Consider the following 15608-nt stretch of genomic DNA (forward strand, 5'->3'; position numbering starts at 1 on the left):
TGATGAAGCAAGCTTTTTTCACACGGTGTCTGTTCTTTTTAACAGGTATTTTAGTTTTATCCTTAGGTATAACGTTAACAATTAAAGGTCAGGTTTTTGGTGTTGGTTCGTGGGATGTGTTACATATTGGGCTAGCTAATACATTAGGATTAACCATTGGTACTTGGTCAATTCTCGTCGGACTAGCCATTTTAGCATTTGATATGGTTATCACGAAGAGATTTCCACTGCCAGGCACATTTATAGATATGTTTTTAGCAGGTATTTTTATTGATATTTTTAACTATTGGATACCAGATATAGATGGTTTTTGGATGCAGCTATTCGCTTATGTATCTGGCTTAATATTACTTGGCTGGGGCTGCGGTATGTATATGGTGGCAAATTTAGGAATCGGTCCTCGAGATACATTGATGCTTCTATTTGTTAATAAGCTGGGCTGGAGTGTCACACGTGCACGAACAACTTTGGAAGTATCAGTTGCTATACTTGGTTTTTTACTTGGCGGGCCAATTGGGGTTGGAACAGCTCTAATGGCTTTTGGTCTTGGGCCAATTATACAATTCGCACTAACATTTAACGAGAAATTATTTACAAAATGGACTGGCGTGAAAAGCGCTGTGATTTAAGCTTACAAGACAATGCAAATAATGCATTGTCTTTTTTTATTCAGTTGAAATATACAGTTCAACTATATATAATCAAACTATATAGTTGAACTGTATATGAGGTGAACTTGTGAAAAAACATAAATTACTACCATTATCTGAAACCATGCATTATATTCTACTCGCCTTACGTGAACCGTTACATGGCTATGCAATGATGCAAAAAATCGAGGAAATGAGCGCTGGTAGTGTAAGGATTGCTGCTGGCACTATGTATGGAGCAATTGAAAATCTGTTGAAATATCATTGGATTTCGCCTGTAGAGACCCAGGATACAAGGCGCAAAGTTTATCAAACAACAGCTGAGGGACTAGAAATATTGGCGGTCGAGCAACAACGATTGCAGCGAATTTTATCTTTATATGAGGGAGTTGATGGACATGATAAAGTTTAAAATCTTTTTTGATATTGAAAAGGAAGAGCAATGGTTAAATAATATGTTGTCCAACGGTTGGGTTTGTACAAATGTGAGTTCTGGCGGATTTTATACATTTAAAAAGACAGCTGATCTCGAACAAGTTATCCGTATTGATTATCAGCAAGATCTTCGGAGTGAAAAACGAACTAACTATAAACAGTTATATGAGGATTTTGGATGGCAAGCATTAAAGGAAAAATCATATGATGGCACTTATTATTGGTTAAAAAGAAAAGATGGCAACGATGAATTATTTTCTGATAATGATTCGCAAATTGCTAAATACAAACGATTGATGAAGCATGCCAGCAATTGGGCAGTTCTCTCTTTTATATGGTTAATGATTTTTTATTCCAATGACAATTATTATTACTTTTTCAATATAAAAGATGCTTATTTTACGCCAGGTTTATGGGATGCAAAGGGTTTTGATTTTCTATTTCCTTTTTTATTTGAAACACCATTCGCCATCATGCGCACTATCCCACCATTGCTATTTTTAGCAACTGGCAGCATGTACCTAGTCACGTATTTCCGTTATCGCCAATCCATACAGAAACTTATAGAGTAAACTGCAAGGAGCTAACTTCTAATTTAAAATCATTTGTATATGAATTATTTTTTCTAAGCATCGAAAAATCCCCTTTAAGTAGAATGATAACTACAGATTACAGTAACATTTTCTACTTAAGGGGATACTATCAAAATGGCTCTTATTACATATATTCTCAGGTTCTTATCTAATGCGGGAGCAATCGAATCGTTTTTGTACGACTAATCGGTACTGCTGAATCGTGCTCGACGACAACAACGGTTGAAAATTTATTATAATAATGGTCATCGTGAGCCTTAGGAGATAAAATAATAAGCTTTCGTTGTAATTCGTTTACATATAAATCAAACACTTTTTCTTTCCGTTCTTCATCTAAAGCACTATCAAATTCATCTAGGACGATGAAGCTTGGTGAAGTATTTAAATTTTGTAGCAAAGCAAGTGCAAATAATAATGAGCTTAATGACTCTTCTCCGCCTGACACACCTTTTCCAAGCTTACCATGTCTGGCCTTTGTACCAACATCATCCAAACGACCACTATGTCCAATTTTTCGTGCTTTAATATACAATTTAAAAATTGTACGACCTTTTTTATCTTCAAAACGTTCATACTCAATTTTCCCTTCAAATTGAAATTCATCCATATATTTTGAAAATAAATTATTAATTTTAAGGACATTCATATTAATGGTTGTTTCAAGACGATTCTCATTTTCTAATGCTCGATTTCTGTGGATTTCTAAGTATTCCTGTGTCTGATCTACTGTCTCTTTTTTTAGGTTAAAGTCATCTTTTACTGCAATATAATTACGCTCTGCCTCTGGATTTACATCTTCTACTCGTGCATTTTCAAAGTTGATACGGGCTGTGGTATTATCACTCTTCAACTTTGGAATAGTACTATTTAATGATAGAGGTACTTCTTGCACTGCAGCAAAAATATCCGGAATAATTGTTGCTAGCTCTTCCAAACGAAGCTGTTCTTGTAAAATGGAGGCTTCTGCCACTTCAAATTCTTCCTGATATTTGACAAGCAGCTTCTTCGTACCTTGCACTTCATTTTCCGCATCCGTTAAATCACGCTCAAGCGATCGAATATCACTTTCCTTCTGTCTACAAACATCATGAAGTTTATAGCTCTCATCCTTTAATTGATTAAGTTTGCTATTCGTCTCATCAATAGTATCATTCATGTCTTTTAACTTTGATTTCGTTTCTGCAAGCTGTTCTTGAACTTTCTTTAAAACTCCAAGTTGCTCATAAATATCTAGCTCGGTGTTTAGCTTTTCTAATTCAAATTGGATAGCTATTTTTTTCTCTTGCTCGTTTTGTAGTGCTGTTGTCGTCTGTATTTCTAGTTTCTGAAGCGTTGCAAACTGTTCGTCTAGCTTTGTTTTGTATTGTAGCTTATGATGCTTAAATTCAGCATCTATAACACTTGCTTCTGCCTTCTGTACATCCTTTATAATGCTATTTAACATTTGCAAATTAATTTGATCTTCTTTAAATTGTGTTGTCGCTTCTGATAACTGTGTTTCAAGCTGTGTTCTTAATTGACGCATTGTGTGTAACTGCTCTGTCAACATTTTATCATTTAAAATAACTGTATTTTTTTCTTGCGCACCTCGATAGCCGTGCTCGTCCACTAATAATTCACCTTGGATCTTTTTTGGCACTTGGATCTCGAAAAATTGCTGCGCCCACCATAATGCTTTTACCGCAAAATTTTGTTCTTTTTCCGATATTCCTTGTCGAATAACTAGTTTTTGCGCTGGTAAACTAGTTGTAAAACGTTCTGGTACAATGGAACGTAACGACACATGATACAAATCATTAAACGCTACTTTCTCTTTTGCATCATAAAAAATGGTGTATTTAATTGAATTTAAACGATTTTCATGTTCTATTGTGGCACCTTCATCTAACGTAACTAAATCTCGGAATGTATAAGCTGAGATGTCTCGTTGCTTGAATTGTTGTAAGCCCGCTAATTGACGAGTTGAATATATTTGATTGTTTTCACGTTGTGTAATTTCAATTGTTGTATTTTCAAGTTTCTGCTCTAAGGAAACTTTTTTCTTATAATAATTTTGAATCCGCACTTCAAGATGTGTAATTTTTTGTTGTACTTGGTGGGCACTCGTATGCTCTGATAGAAGTGCGATTGCTTCCTGTTCCTCTTTTTCAATTTTCTCTAGCTCCCATTTAAGGGTTAATCGATTTTCATTCAGCTCATCCTTTTGCATAACCAAATTTGTTAATTGCTGCTGAAATTGTTTATATTGCTGTTCAATTATAGCTATGTTTCGCTGTGCATCATTGAATTTTGCTTTTGTTACATCCTCTGTAAATCGAAGCTGTTTACGCTGTTCTTCTGTATGAACGAGTTGATTCTTTAATTCATGCTCAGTCACAATTAAGGTCTCTCGTTTCTTGGAAAACTGTTCAAGCAATGTTGATTTTGATCGCTTTTCCTCATCCATTTGCAGCTGCTTTTTACTCAAATCTTGTAATAAGAGTTTTGCTTTTTCGATTTGCTTCTTTATTATTCCAATCTTTTCTTCTATATCTATTTGAATGTCTGATTGCTTTTTCTGTTTCTCTACAAGTTCTTGCTTTTGATTGTTGTATAATTGTACAAGTGACATGGTATTAAGGATATGCGCTTTTCCTGCTTCATATAGACGAGCCTTGTTATTTTTCAAACGATCAAATTCTTCTTTTGCTAATTTCAGATTAAATTCAGCCTGCTTAACGACTGTTTTTGCAGCTACAAGTTCTTGTTCTAGCTCTTTAACACCTTCAATAGCCGTTTCCCACGACTGCTGGATTTCAGTAATATTATGCATTTCACTAAATCGACGAAAACGCTCTTCTGGTGCCATAACTGCAAACTGATTTACTTCTTGTTGATACCAAATCAAATAAAATAAATCTGAGTCAATTTTGTATTTAAACTGTAAATCTTCTTTATATGTTGTAAAATTACGTTGGTTTACATCACCTGAACGATAAATATCACTGACAGTCAAAGTATCCTCTGTTTCTCCTGTTAGGACATGATATTCACGCTGCAATGCGCCCCGATTTGCTTCCTGCTCAATCATTAAACGAAACGAAACAAAAGGTGCTGCGTCAATTCGAGAAGGCCCTTCATTTTTAAAGGTTAGCTCTACCATTCCTTTCCATCTTTGATGACTTGGCAAATTATTTGAGCGCAAGCCCTCTAAATCAATTTTTGACGAATATAATACCGCTCCCATACAAAAGGATATAGTCGATTTTCCTGTGCCATTTGGACCCGTGATTAGGATATGATCATTAGCTTGACCAAATAAAATGCGCGTTGGCTTATAGTCACGTATACCACTGAACTGCAGACGATAGGGAATCATAGTGCATCCTCCCGAATATATAGATTATAGCGTTTGAAAAATTTCAATACTTCTTCTTTATTTAGTTGAGTAGATTGGGCAAATTCAGCTGTTCTTCGTAAAAATGAATCTGAAAACATATGTACACCAATCGCTGTTAACGAGTAAGCTTTTTCATTTTTTGAAATGTCATTTTCTTCTACTGCACCGATTTTTTTCAGTTGGTCGATGTTTTTTAATAATTTAGCACTTGCATTTAACAGCTCATGTCCGAAATCTGTTAATATTTGCTGTACTAATGTATATTCATGATTTAGCACTTCCTGCTGATAAAACATATACAGTAAAATGGCCAGTGCCTCTTTGCTTAATGTCGACTTTGCATCCTTAGCAGAAACTCGCATCATCACGATCACGCGCGTTCTTTTTTCATCATAAATTACACGAAAGTAGCGATGTACTGCTGCATTTACACGCTCGATAAAAGAATAGAAAGCATTGTCATCATTTTTTATGTTTAATAGCTTTTCTAAATCCTTACGCCGTAAACCATAATTGCTGCCTAGGACACTTGCAGAGGATGAAAATAATAACTGCATGAATGCTAGCTCTTCCTCTGCCGATAAGTAGGCGCGTAAATTACTCATTGTCGCGAGTTGTGCGTTTATATTGTTGTAATGTAAATCGTCTGTCGTCATCTTCTACCCACTCCCATCGTTTATCGAATTGTTTTGTATCCGATACTTCTTTCATATTCACCTTTTGTTTACTCGTTAAAGCTGATACAGCTAAAAGTGATCGAATTGCGTCTCCCCATTCATCAGAGCTGGATTCAATTATTACTTCCTCTAGTTCACTTTCGCCATGTACGTCTAAATAGTGTTCGATTACATCCGTATTAATAACCGCCTTCGTCATTTGCCAAGCTGCATCTTCAAACAATTGTTGAACGGATTCACCTTTAACAAACGTTTCTTCAAAGTCGATGTCGATTTCCTCCTCAGTCTCTATTGGATCATTTACTTTTGGCTCATAGTTTTCTAAATAGTGAATAGCTTCATCAATATCTTGTCCACCTATTGGAGCTGCAAATTTAATTGGCATCCAAATACCGTCCAGTTCCTCATCCTTATACTGTGCTTGCTCCATAAAACTAAATAAATCGTACGCATTTGGGATATTTGAATCGATTGGTGGGTTGTACATATTTAATATAAAAGTACGTATCTTTTCTGGTGAAATCGAATCTGAGAGAGGCGTATCCTGCATCGTTACAAAGCGAATATATTTCGTAAGCATTCCTAGACTAAGCGCTGTTCCCTTTGATAAAACTGTTGTCCCACGTTGTACTAGATCACTCATCACTAAGCTCTCTTCTACTGTTTGGAATTGACTAAGTCGCTCTTGCATTTTTATTTCAAGTTCCTGCATTAGCTGATGAATAATTTCAAGCTGTGGTAAAGCATTTCGATCAGCAAAAAATTCTAATTGACGATGTTCCAGTTTTTGAATTGCATCTTCAACATTGTGAATCATAGATGCAATTTTATTGCCACCTGAGATTCCATTATCATCATAAGCTGCACTAAGCTCCGCATCTCGACGTGCTTGAAAGAGTGATCGTCCAATATCATCCTGTAAATAATAGGCTAATGAATCGTTCGCAAGACGAATAAGTGCATCCATCATCCGTTTACCACGGTCTAATAATTTTATTTGACGCGTTTGCTTTGTAAGCCAGCTATTTCGTGCCAAAATGTAAATTATGTGATCAAGCTGCTTAATAGTTGGTGGTGCATCGTCGATATATGTATTGCGATAGCGATAATACAGCATTTCTGTATCTTCAATTACGTCTGCTAAGCCTAAAGATTCTTCATATAAAAGCTGAATCGTATTCAGAAAGCGCAAGATTTCAAGCGGTGACTCATAAATTTGCTGGCTCCCAAGCTCGTTTAATACTCCAGCCAATGAGGCAATATCACGCATTGATGTTTTAAGCTCAGCTGTGTTCGATTCAACATTAAAAATAGAGATTGGTGCACGCTTTACTGTATCCATTTCATCCATTGTTCTACATCTCCTAATTGCTGCTCTTGTTCGTGTTCAGCTACTTCAAGCTCACCAAGTAGCCAATTTTTATAGACTTCAATATCAGAAAAAATCTGATTATCCCTAGCAATGATTTTATACGGTGTATTAATCATTTGTACTGCATGCATAGCTATTGTTAAGCCTGCACTATCAAAATCTGTCCAAACAATCACAGTTTGAGTGGCGACTATCTGACGAATCAACATTTTATGCGCAGATCTTATTTGACCATCTAAACATAAAATAAATGAATTAGTAATCTGCAAAAAGCTCGTTTCCTTTGCCATTCGTGTTAGAATAGCTCTATTTTCAACAAGCCAAATAATGTTCGCCTCTGTTTTATAAGTATCTTTTAGAATGGCGTCATCGGTTAATGCATGAATAACGCCTTGTTGATAATGGCTAAATGTCCCCGTTAACTCACCTGCAAAAAAGACAGGAGTAATTTTACCTAAACTAATTAATCCGCAATCGCCTGTTTGTACAGAGAAGACACGCTCTAGCTCTTCGATAAATTCCTTTTGCTCACGGTCGAAAACTTTTGAGCCACCAATTTTATCAAAAAGCGTTGCACCTATTTCTTTAAAATCGAACAGTACTCCTTCATTTGCCAATTGGAAAAAGCCGATTGAAAAATGTAAAAAACGCAATCGTTTTTCAATCGACCAATGGGACATTAATTTTGTCGTATGTGCTAATTTTTCAATCGGCATTGATACAAATTCATTTAATTGTTGCACAGCATGTTGAAGTTCTTTTATCGGTAGTATGTTAGCACTTTTTTGCAACTGCAATGCATAATTTTCTAGCCTTTGCGTCTGCTGCTCGTTCTGTGCTTCAAAATAGCACTTTAAACTTGGTCCAATTCGGTAATGGATTGCTTTTGCGGTGCGTCCATCTTGTGCAAAAACAATTTCTTCTATAATCCACCCTTCCTCTATCCAGCTTTGAATTGTAGAAAAATCTTCTGTTAGATTTCGCTTTGCATTTTTTGTGAATTTATAATTTAGAAGCTCTTGTGATGGCTTTGTTTTTGTTAGTTGCCCTACCTTTAAAAACGATACATTGCGATACGTTCGTGCAGTTTGTTTTACTACCGTATACTGCTTAATTGTATCTGTAATATACTTTGGAGATACTTCAAGGTGTTCCCCATTTTTGACAAAATACGAAGTCAAAAATTGTTCTATCATACTATCACACCCTTTCTCCTCCATTATACAAAACTAGAGTATTGAATGCAGTAAACCTATTTATATAAATAAAATCTAAAAAATCTGTTAAAACACATAATAAAAACTACATCATCCATTAGGCGAATCTGATGGAATGATGTAGCTTTTTTCTTTTTACGATTCCTCTGTATTTTTCCCAGTAGCCTCGATTACTTCAGGGGTTCCATCTACTATGTCCTCCTGCACATTTTCAGCAGCAGGCGGCGTAATCGTCACTAATGTATAATCATCTTCTTGTAAAATTTCAAAGGTAAACTTTTCGCGAATATCTCCTACATAAAGTGATGTCCCGATGGCTACATCAGTCACATCAACCTCTATTGTTTCAGGGATTTCTGTTGGACTTACTTTTATGCGAACTTCACGATTAGGCTGTAATAGGAATCCACCATCTGCAACTCCAATAGCTTTACCAGTAACCGTTACAGGAATATCAACCTCTAGTTCCTCTGCCATATTAATGGACTTGAAATCTACATGCTTAACATTACCCTTTAACGCACAACGTTGTACTTCTGTTAACACTGCGTTGATCTGTTTACCGTCTACATCTAATTGAAAAACATTTTTATTGCCGAATTGAGCTAACATTTTTGCAAATTGTCTGGCATCCAGTGATACTGCTGTTGATTCCATTTGATAGCCATATACAACGCCCGGAATAGCACCGTTTTGTCTAAGTTGAGTTAATGATGATTGACGCTCTTTATCGCGTTTTTTTACAGTTAAAACAGTATTCATCGTATTTTCCCCTTCCATAGAAACTAGTCTCATAAAAGGTTTTGCCCGTTCTATAGATTTTTATACATGAGCACAATGTCTAGCTTCCTCTGACGTTCGCTCCGTTGCTCTAGTTCTTCTATCCGTTCCATTGAAAATATATCTCAACAAAAAAAGCCGAGACGTTGTTACGCTCGGCAAAATTTATCTTTATTCAGTAAGTATTTCTGTGCGAAAGCGAAGCGTCAGCAACGATTACGCCAAGGCGAAATTGATTGTAAATAATTACAATCTTCCAGCTGCGAGTAAAGTCACTGCTAACATTTTTGCAAACTCTCCACGGGTAATAAATTGATTTGGTAATAGATTTGTATTGATATCTAGAGCACCGATTGCATACAAAGTCTCAGTGTGACGCAATGCTTCCTCATGAAGATAGTAGCCATCCTGATACGGTAAAATCACATACTCTTCTTCTTGGACAAAATCAACAGCTTCTAATGTTCGACCAAGCATTAAAATTGCCTGCTGGCGTGTGATTTTTCCATTTGGATCAAATATAGTTGGCGTTTTTCCGTTTATGATTCCTAACGAATGCAAGGCACCAACATAACCTCCATACCAAGATTTTTTGACATCAATGTCTTTAAATTGTTTTGTTTGTACTTGTTGAAAGCTGAATGCACGAGTTAATAATGCACTAACTTGAGCACGTGTTAACGAATCATTAACACCAAAATTATCAGCTGTTTTGCCTTGAACTATACCCCTATTCGATAAAGTAGTAATATACGAACTATACGATGATCTCCCTATATCACGAAAATAATTAGGCGGTGAATTATCAAATTTCAATTCTGCATTATTATGAATAGTGGCAATGACTCGGTCATTTAAATCTCGATAAGCAACCGGCTCCAATTCTCCTTTTTTAGCAACTTGTTTTAAGACCCCATCCTGACCATTCTTAAAAATTTCCACTTCTAATGGCTGACGGTTATTGACAATATTTGCTTTAATACTAAAAATATCTCCTTTTTCTGATGCATTAATTGTAGCACCATATGCAGAGTACACCGTCATATTTGGCGTTTTCATATGTACATAACTGGTTGGCTCTTGATAGGCATATGCCTGCATTGGAATGGCCAATGATACGCCTAACAATCCAACCAATACACCCTTTGAAATTTTCCCCTTCATCTTATTTCTCCCTTCTTTTCATCTACAATCACATTGGATTTAACTATCAAGAATATAGTGTTTTCAGAGAATTGTTCTATCCAAAAAACTACACTTCAATTGATCGAGCTTACGAACAGTTGAAGCGTAGTATAAATATTTACCTAAAATATCGCCACTTTGTTATCTAACAACAAGTGTAAATCATGAAGCTTTTTAATTTCATATTGTGGTTGAATATCGCTTGTATTTTCTATATCACGTATATTAAACCAGCATGTATCAATTCCAGCTTGTAGTCCACCTTTAACATCAGATGTTAAGGAATCACCAATAATCAAGGTTTTATCTTTATTTATATGATCGATACGTTCAAAAACATAATCGAAAAAAGCTGGCATTGGCTTTTGATAACCTGTTTGCTCCGAGACAAAAATGCCTTTGAAAAATTGTGCTAAATTTGCATCCTCTAGTCGTTTATTTTGGGTAATTGTTTTACCATTTGAAACGACATATAACTCATAGTTATCTGCAAGCTGTTCAATTACTTCGTAGGCACCGTCTACATAATGATGTGCCTCTTTCAAATATTTTTGAAAAATTGCCTCAAAATACTCTCCATCTACTTCTACGCCGAATTCCTTTAAAGCAATTGAAAATCGAGTGTTATGTAGTGCTTCTTTAGACACCTCACCACGTTCAAAAGCACGCCACATAGATTCATTAATCTCTTTATAACGAGCAATCATCGTTGGAGTTACTGCAATATTTTCCTGCTTAAATAAACGGTCAAGTGCTGCATTTTCAGCTAAGTCAAAATCTAATAATGTGTCATCCACGTCAAACAATAATGTTTCATACTTAGTCATGTCATTTCCTACTTTCTTTGGTGCTGTATTACCATTTCACTCCTTCTATCATATCGTTTTTTGAGAAAAATGACAGCAAATCTATCTATCACTCTATTTTACAGAATTTTAGGAAATCTTAGATGAAGGTAAGTTATTAAAAATATTTCCTTCATTGAGTAACAAAAATGATCATCTTGCCTAAAAATAGCCCTTTCGATAATTTCGTATTTGAAAATAACAGCGAATATGAGACAATAGAATGCTAGAAAGGAAGATGTACGAATTATGACGACTCTACAAAAAATTACGCCTGCCTTTGATCCATGGGAAGCGTATTTAGATGTTGAACAACATGGGCATATGACCCTATCTAATATTGAATTCACAACAACGACTCTTTGTAATATGCGCTGTTCACACTGCGCAGTTGGATATACTTTACAAACTAAAGATCCAGATGCTTTACCAATTGAGCTAATCATAAAGCGTCTCGATGAAATTCCACACCTTAAAACAATCTCAATCACTGGTGGAGAACCGATGATGTCTAAGAAATCCGTTCAAAACTATGTATTGCCTTTATTGAAATATGCGCATGAACGTGGCGTGCGAACACAAATCAACTCCAACTTAACATTGGAACCCGAACGTTATTTACTGATTGCACCATATTTAGATGTACTACATATTTCACATAACTGGGGTACTATCGATGAATTCGTTGAAACAGGCTTTGCCATGATGGAGCGAAAACCGACTTATGAACAACGTGCAGCTTTGTTCCAACGCATGATTGATAACTCAAAAATGCTAGCAGAACATGGCGTAATGGTATCGGCGGAAACAATGTTAAACAAGAAAACTCTACCGTACTTAGAGCATATCCATAACCAAATCATCAACGAAATGAAATGCGCACGCCACGAGGTACATCCGATGTACCCTTCAGATTTTGCTAGTGCCCTTACATCTTTATCACTTGAGGAAACTCGTGAGGCGATTCATCATCTACTCGATGTTCGAGATGAAAACACTTGGATGCTATTTGGTACGTTACCTTTCTATCCATGCAGCATGAATGAAGAAGATCAAAAGCTTCTAAAACGACTAAGAGAAGAAAAAAACGTGACGATGCGTAATGACCCAGATGGTCGCTCTCGCTTAAATGTCAATATCTTTACAGGTGATGTCATTGTAACAGACTTTGGCGACACACCTGCGCTAGGCAATATTGTAAACGACGAATTACCAGCGATTTTCGATAAATGGATGGCAACAGATTTGGCGAAATCACTAAACTGTCACTGTCCCGCAGTAAAATGCTTAGGTCCTAACGTTCTTGTTCAAAATATGTATTATAAAGATACGAAGTTTGTTAGTGGCTCTGCTAGAGTGTAAAAAGAAAAAATGTCCAATGCATACATTTGCATTGGACATTTTTTATAGGATTTATGATATTTTTGCTTTAACAATATATGTTCTGTTAAGTCCTGATGTCGATAGCTTTCCCTTGCCAACAACTATAAGAAAAAGTGATCCTTTATATGTGTGATTTTTCATATCCTTATATAATTAAAGCATACCATTGAAAAGAGTCATTTAAACTTACTAATTTCCTTTTAATGGTTTTCTGTGCTTATTCTTGAGGTGAATTTAAACTTTTTATTCTTTCAATTTCTTCTCTCGATAAGCCTATTAAATCCATTATTTCTTCAATCGGTTCATGACGTTTAAGTAATTTTTTCACTAACTCTATTCGTTCTTGTTTACGACCTTGTTCTAATCCTTGTTCTCTTCCCTTATTGATTCCATCAATGTAGCGGGCTTCTTCATCTAGGATATACTTTAAGCGTGACTGGTAAGCAAGAATTGTTTCAGGGGATTGGCTAATTTCTTCCCATGTATCAAATGCTGCACGTAAGTTTTCATCCTTCATCGCTAACCCCTCCAATTCACGATAAATCTCTGCATATACTTTCTTTTTGCGACCATCGACCATACCAAGTAATAACAACCATCGAATTAATATGTCATCAAGAGCATCCAATTTTTCTTCATGCCAAAGAGCAATAAACTTGTTCATTTCTATAAAGTGAATTTCCAGCACATCTTCTTCTGGCATTAGCCTTGATAATGTTCTGTCTTCATACAGATGATAAGTACTATGATAATTTTTGTTGTCTTTAAACATTGTAAAATTGCATATATTAATCGTAATGGTTGGACGTAATTCACTATAGCCCATACCTCTAACTAGTTGTGACTCATACATTTTTGCCCAATAATATAGCGTTCTTTTTGTCATATCTTGCTGATTGGATAGTTGAATTTCCACATTGATAAAGTCACCATTTTGTGTTTTCACAAGAATATCGAGCCGAGATTGTTTATCATTCTGAAATTCACCGCCCAATTCTTGCTGAATGAACGTTACTTCTTTAATAGTATCTCGTCCGGTAAGTTTTAAAATCGCATTCAAAAAGACAATAGTAATTTTTTTATTCTTTTTATTACCGAACAATTGCTTGAAGGCAAAATCAACCTTTAAATCAAAAAACTTTTCTAACGGAATTCTTCGTATTGCTTTTCGATTCATCAGAGATCACCTCTTTTTTATTACTAACATTATAGCATGGACGCACTACTAAACCTCTTTATAACATCAAAACGTATTTTGTTATTTATAAAATCATGAATTTCTTTAAAGACCTACACAAAGTCTTCGAAGGCAAATAAGTTTATATGAAAAAAGCGATGTTTCCGAACTAAACATCGCTTCTTTTATGTTATTTTTCATAAAAACTTCTTATATTTTTACTACCACATGAATTCAACTCGATTTTTCTTGATTATTTGCAGTACTGCCTTTTACAAGATTCATATAGTTTTTTCGCTAGCAAATTAGGAGCTTCTCTTGTTGTTTAGTAGGTTTTACTTAATGCCACTAACACTGTGTGATTCATATTAATTCCTTTGCAATTAGCTTATAAGTATTCATGCGACTTTCTAGTGCGTATTGATTGCAGTTTAGCATTACCTCGTCAAATCCATAATGCTCTTGCTCTGCTACTAAAAATTTAGCAATTTCCTTAGGAGTTCCGACAAGATTGGCTTTTCGATTATTAGCGATTGTCATTTTATCCAACTCCGTAAGTGGAAAATCTTTTGCTTCCTCAGGCGACATCGCTTGAATGATTTGTCCCTTCATGAGATGGAGGCGTGTAATATCAATCGGCTTTGCCAAATATTCCGCTTCCTCTAGTGTATCTGCAACTGTCGCCGCATAAGTAACGATAATTTGTGGCTTCTCCATGTAATAGGAAGGTATAAAGTAATCTCTATACGTATCAAATATATCCTTTGACATGTTGCCAGTGAAAAATTGCGCATATGAATAGCCCACACCTAATCTTCCTGCCTGCATAGCACTTTGACCACTAGACCCAAGTAACCAAGCCTCAGGTAATTGGATATTAGCTGGGGCCGCTATCACTTGATCATAGACATCTTCGCCTGTTTTTTGATTATTCATCAGTTTTAAAGTTATTTCGAGCTTATCGTATTGCTCTGTAAAACGTTGTCTTCTTCCCTCTGCTAGTGCATAAATAGAGGCATGGTCACCACCAGGGGCTCTGCCGACGCCAAAATCAATACGGTTCGGCGCTAAGCCACTTAATGTTTTAAAAACCTCTGCCAGCTTATATGGAGAATAGTGCATCATCATCACGCCTCCAGTACCGATACGAAGACGTTTTGTTTTCGCTGCTAGGAAAGCAGCTGTAACCTCGGGAGCTGAACTTGCCAGTGAATGGCTATTATGGTGCTCCGCTAACCACATACGATGATAGCCAAGTTCTTCACCTAAGAGCGCTATTTGTTCTGTACGCTGAAAAGCCTCCTCAGCAGTATGATCTTTTGGTATAGGCATTTGATCTAAAATACTTAATCTCATTGAAAACACCCTCTCTGTCTAAGCATTCCTCCTTACTGTAATATAGGAAGTTCTTTTTACAAAGCAAAAGACCTTACTCATAGGCAAGCCGATTTGCATGCCATGTGTCATAAACCATGCCAATAAGCAACCGGTTTTGTTTGGGACTCAATACGACATCATTAAATTTCATTGCATAAATAGAAAATTGCTTTGTTTTTTCATCCACTACGAACTGTAAAATGGCATGTCCTTTTTCATCTTCAAATGTAATATCACCTGATAATTCGACAACATGCTCGCCTGTTTTTGCCTGATAATATCGCCAATATGGTTCGAAAAATGCATAATTAAATGCATTACGCACAGATACTTCTGAAAAACCCCCCAAATACCCTTCTTTTACAGTATCGATATATTCATTATCAGTTATATCTTTTTTGGCATTATATATATATCCGACAAGTAGCCCCATAAACACAACACAAATAAATACTCTTACATGATTCCCTAAACTCAAATGCTATCACGTCCCCTTTACGCAAAAAACATCATCACCTACATAATACATTAAAATATA

14 protein-coding genes are annotated in these 15608 nt (G+C 35.8%); 4 read left to right on the plus strand and 10 right to left on the minus strand.

The genetic code is table 11. The features are described 5' to 3' along the window. Positions 1-2 precede the first annotated feature (2 nt). From ABH966_RS16895 to ABH966_RS16905, 3 genes are all read left to right on the plus strand, one after another. On the plus strand, positions 3-629 hold the full coding sequence (locus ABH966_RS16895) for a YczE/YyaS/YitT family protein (RefSeq protein WP_370080357.1): 627 nt from the start codon (positions 3-5) through the stop codon (positions 627-629). 145 nt (positions 630-774) lie between these two features. After that, positions 775-1062 carry a PadR family transcriptional regulator gene (locus ABH966_RS16900; protein WP_370080489.1) on the plus strand — a complete coding sequence of 96 codons (288 nt, stop codon included), beginning with the start codon at positions 775-777 and terminating at the stop codon, positions 1060-1062. Then, complete coding sequence (locus ABH966_RS16905; RefSeq protein WP_370080359.1) at positions 1049-1657, plus strand: DUF2812 domain-containing protein; 609 nt, start codon at positions 1049-1051, stop codon at positions 1655-1657. Before ABH966_RS16900 ends, ABH966_RS16905 begins: the two co-directional genes overlap by 14 nt. A gap of 169 nt (positions 1658-1826) precedes the next feature. Here ABH966_RS16905 and ABH966_RS16910 read toward each other — a convergent pair whose 3' ends face one another. The 7 genes from ABH966_RS16910 to ABH966_RS16940 form a co-directional block, all read right to left on the minus strand. Further along, entirely contained in the window at positions 1827-5036 is a 3210-nt protein-coding gene (locus ABH966_RS16910) for an AAA family ATPase (protein ID WP_370080361.1), read from the minus strand. Further along, positions 5033-5713 carry a hypothetical protein gene (locus tag ABH966_RS16915; protein WP_370080363.1) on the minus strand — a complete coding sequence of 227 codons (681 nt, stop codon included), beginning with the start codon at positions 5711-5713 and terminating at the stop codon, positions 5033-5035. Before ABH966_RS16915 ends, ABH966_RS16910 begins: the two co-directional genes overlap by 4 nt. Then, positions 5655-7085: a hypothetical protein gene (locus ABH966_RS16920; RefSeq protein ID WP_370080364.1), complete on the minus strand. Its 1431-nt coding sequence runs from the start codon at positions 7083-7085 to the stop codon at positions 5655-5657. The genes ABH966_RS16915 and ABH966_RS16920 overlap by 59 nt, the downstream gene beginning before the upstream one ends. Next, entirely contained in the window at positions 7064-8302 is a 1239-nt protein-coding gene (locus ABH966_RS16925) for a DUF2399 domain-containing protein (RefSeq protein ID WP_370080366.1), read from the minus strand. Before ABH966_RS16925 ends, ABH966_RS16920 begins: the two co-directional genes overlap by 22 nt. Positions 8303-8458: 156 nt before the next feature. Beyond that, complete coding sequence (locus ABH966_RS16930) at positions 8459-9085, minus strand: 50S ribosomal protein L25/general stress protein Ctc (protein WP_370080368.1); 627 nt, start codon at positions 9083-9085, stop codon at positions 8459-8461. A 264-nt stretch (positions 9086-9349) separates the two neighbouring features. Then, on the minus strand, positions 9350-10267 hold the full coding sequence (locus tag ABH966_RS16935) for an S-layer homology domain-containing protein (protein WP_370080370.1): 918 nt from the start codon (positions 10265-10267) through the stop codon (positions 9350-9352). Between the two features lie 143 nt (positions 10268-10410). Further along, complete coding sequence (locus ABH966_RS16940) at positions 10411-11115, minus strand: YjjG family noncanonical pyrimidine nucleotidase (protein WP_370080372.1); 705 nt, start codon at positions 11113-11115, stop codon at positions 10411-10413. Between the two features lie 267 nt (positions 11116-11382). Between ABH966_RS16940 and yfkAB the strand changes: the two genes are divergently transcribed. Next, the gene (gene yfkAB, locus ABH966_RS16945; protein WP_370080374.1) at positions 11383-12495 is read left to right on the plus strand and encodes a radical SAM/CxCxxxxC motif protein YfkAB; all 1113 of its coding nucleotides are present in this window, start codon (positions 11383-11385) and stop codon (positions 12493-12495) included. 238 nt (positions 12496-12733) lie between these two features. On the opposite strand, the gene ABH966_RS16950 is transcribed toward yfkAB, so the two are convergent. The 3 genes from ABH966_RS16950 to ABH966_RS16960 form a co-directional block, all read right to left on the minus strand. Further along, positions 12734-13693 (minus strand): Rpn family recombination-promoting nuclease/putative transposase, encoded by a 960-nt coding sequence (locus tag ABH966_RS16950; RefSeq protein WP_370080376.1) that lies wholly within the window; start codon positions 13691-13693, stop codon positions 12734-12736. Positions 13694-14056: 363 nt separating this feature from the next. After that, positions 14057-15049 (minus strand): LLM class flavin-dependent oxidoreductase, encoded by a 993-nt coding sequence (locus tag ABH966_RS16955; RefSeq protein WP_370080378.1) that lies wholly within the window; start codon positions 15047-15049, stop codon positions 14057-14059. Between the two features lie 73 nt (positions 15050-15122). Continuing rightward, positions 15123-15548, minus strand: a complete 426-nt coding sequence (locus tag ABH966_RS16960; RefSeq protein ID WP_370080380.1) for a hypothetical protein — start codon at positions 15546-15548, stop codon at positions 15123-15125. Positions 15549-15608: the final 60 nt, after the last annotated feature.

The organism is Lysinibacillus sp. RC46 (assembly GCF_041262385.1).
Taxonomy (GTDB): Bacteria; Bacillota; Bacilli; order Bacillales_A; family Planococcaceae; genus Lysinibacillus.

What these genes read in the sequence shown, in the direction of transcription:
- ABH966_RS16895 (WP_370080357.1), top strand. Translation starts at nt 3, where the DNA reads ATGAAGCAAGCTTTTTTCACACGGTGTCTGTTCTTTTTAACAGGTATT.
- ABH966_RS16900 (WP_370080489.1), top strand. Translation starts at nt 775, where the DNA reads ATGCATTATATTCTACTCGCCTTACGTGAACCGTTACATGGCTATGCA.
- ABH966_RS16905 (WP_370080359.1), top strand. Translation starts at nt 1,049, where the DNA reads ATGATAAAGTTTAAAATCTTTTTTGATATTGAAAAGGAAGAGCAATGG.
- ABH966_RS16910 (WP_370080361.1), bottom strand. Translation starts at nt 5,036, where the DNA reads ATGATTCCCTATCGTCTGCAGTTCAGTGGTATACGTGACTATAAGCCA.
- ABH966_RS16915 (WP_370080363.1), bottom strand. Translation starts at nt 5,713, where the DNA reads ATGACGACAGACGATTTACATTACAACAATATAAACGCACAACTCGCG.
- ABH966_RS16920 (WP_370080364.1), bottom strand. Translation starts at nt 7,085, where the DNA reads ATGGATGAAATGGATACAGTAAAGCGTGCACCAATCTCTATTTTTAAT.
- ABH966_RS16925 (WP_370080366.1), bottom strand. Translation starts at nt 8,302, where the DNA reads ATGATAGAACAATTTTTGACTTCGTATTTTGTCAAAAATGGGGAACAC.
- ABH966_RS16930 (WP_370080368.1), bottom strand. Translation starts at nt 9,085, where the DNA reads ATGAATACTGTTTTAACTGTAAAAAAACGCGATAAAGAGCGTCAATCA.
- ABH966_RS16935 (WP_370080370.1), bottom strand. Translation starts at nt 10,267, where the DNA reads ATGAAGGGGAAAATTTCAAAGGGTGTATTGGTTGGATTGTTAGGCGTA.
- ABH966_RS16940 (WP_370080372.1), bottom strand. Translation starts at nt 11,115, where the DNA reads ATGACTAAGTATGAAACATTATTGTTTGACGTGGATGACACATTATTA.
- yfkAB (WP_370080374.1), top strand. Translation starts at nt 11,383, where the DNA reads ATGACGACTCTACAAAAAATTACGCCTGCCTTTGATCCATGGGAAGCG.
- ABH966_RS16950 (WP_370080376.1), bottom strand. Translation starts at nt 13,693, where the DNA reads ATGAATCGAAAAGCAATACGAAGAATTCCGTTAGAAAAGTTTTTTGAT.
- ABH966_RS16955 (WP_370080378.1), bottom strand. Translation starts at nt 15,049, where the DNA reads ATGAGATTAAGTATTTTAGATCAAATGCCTATACCAAAAGATCATACT.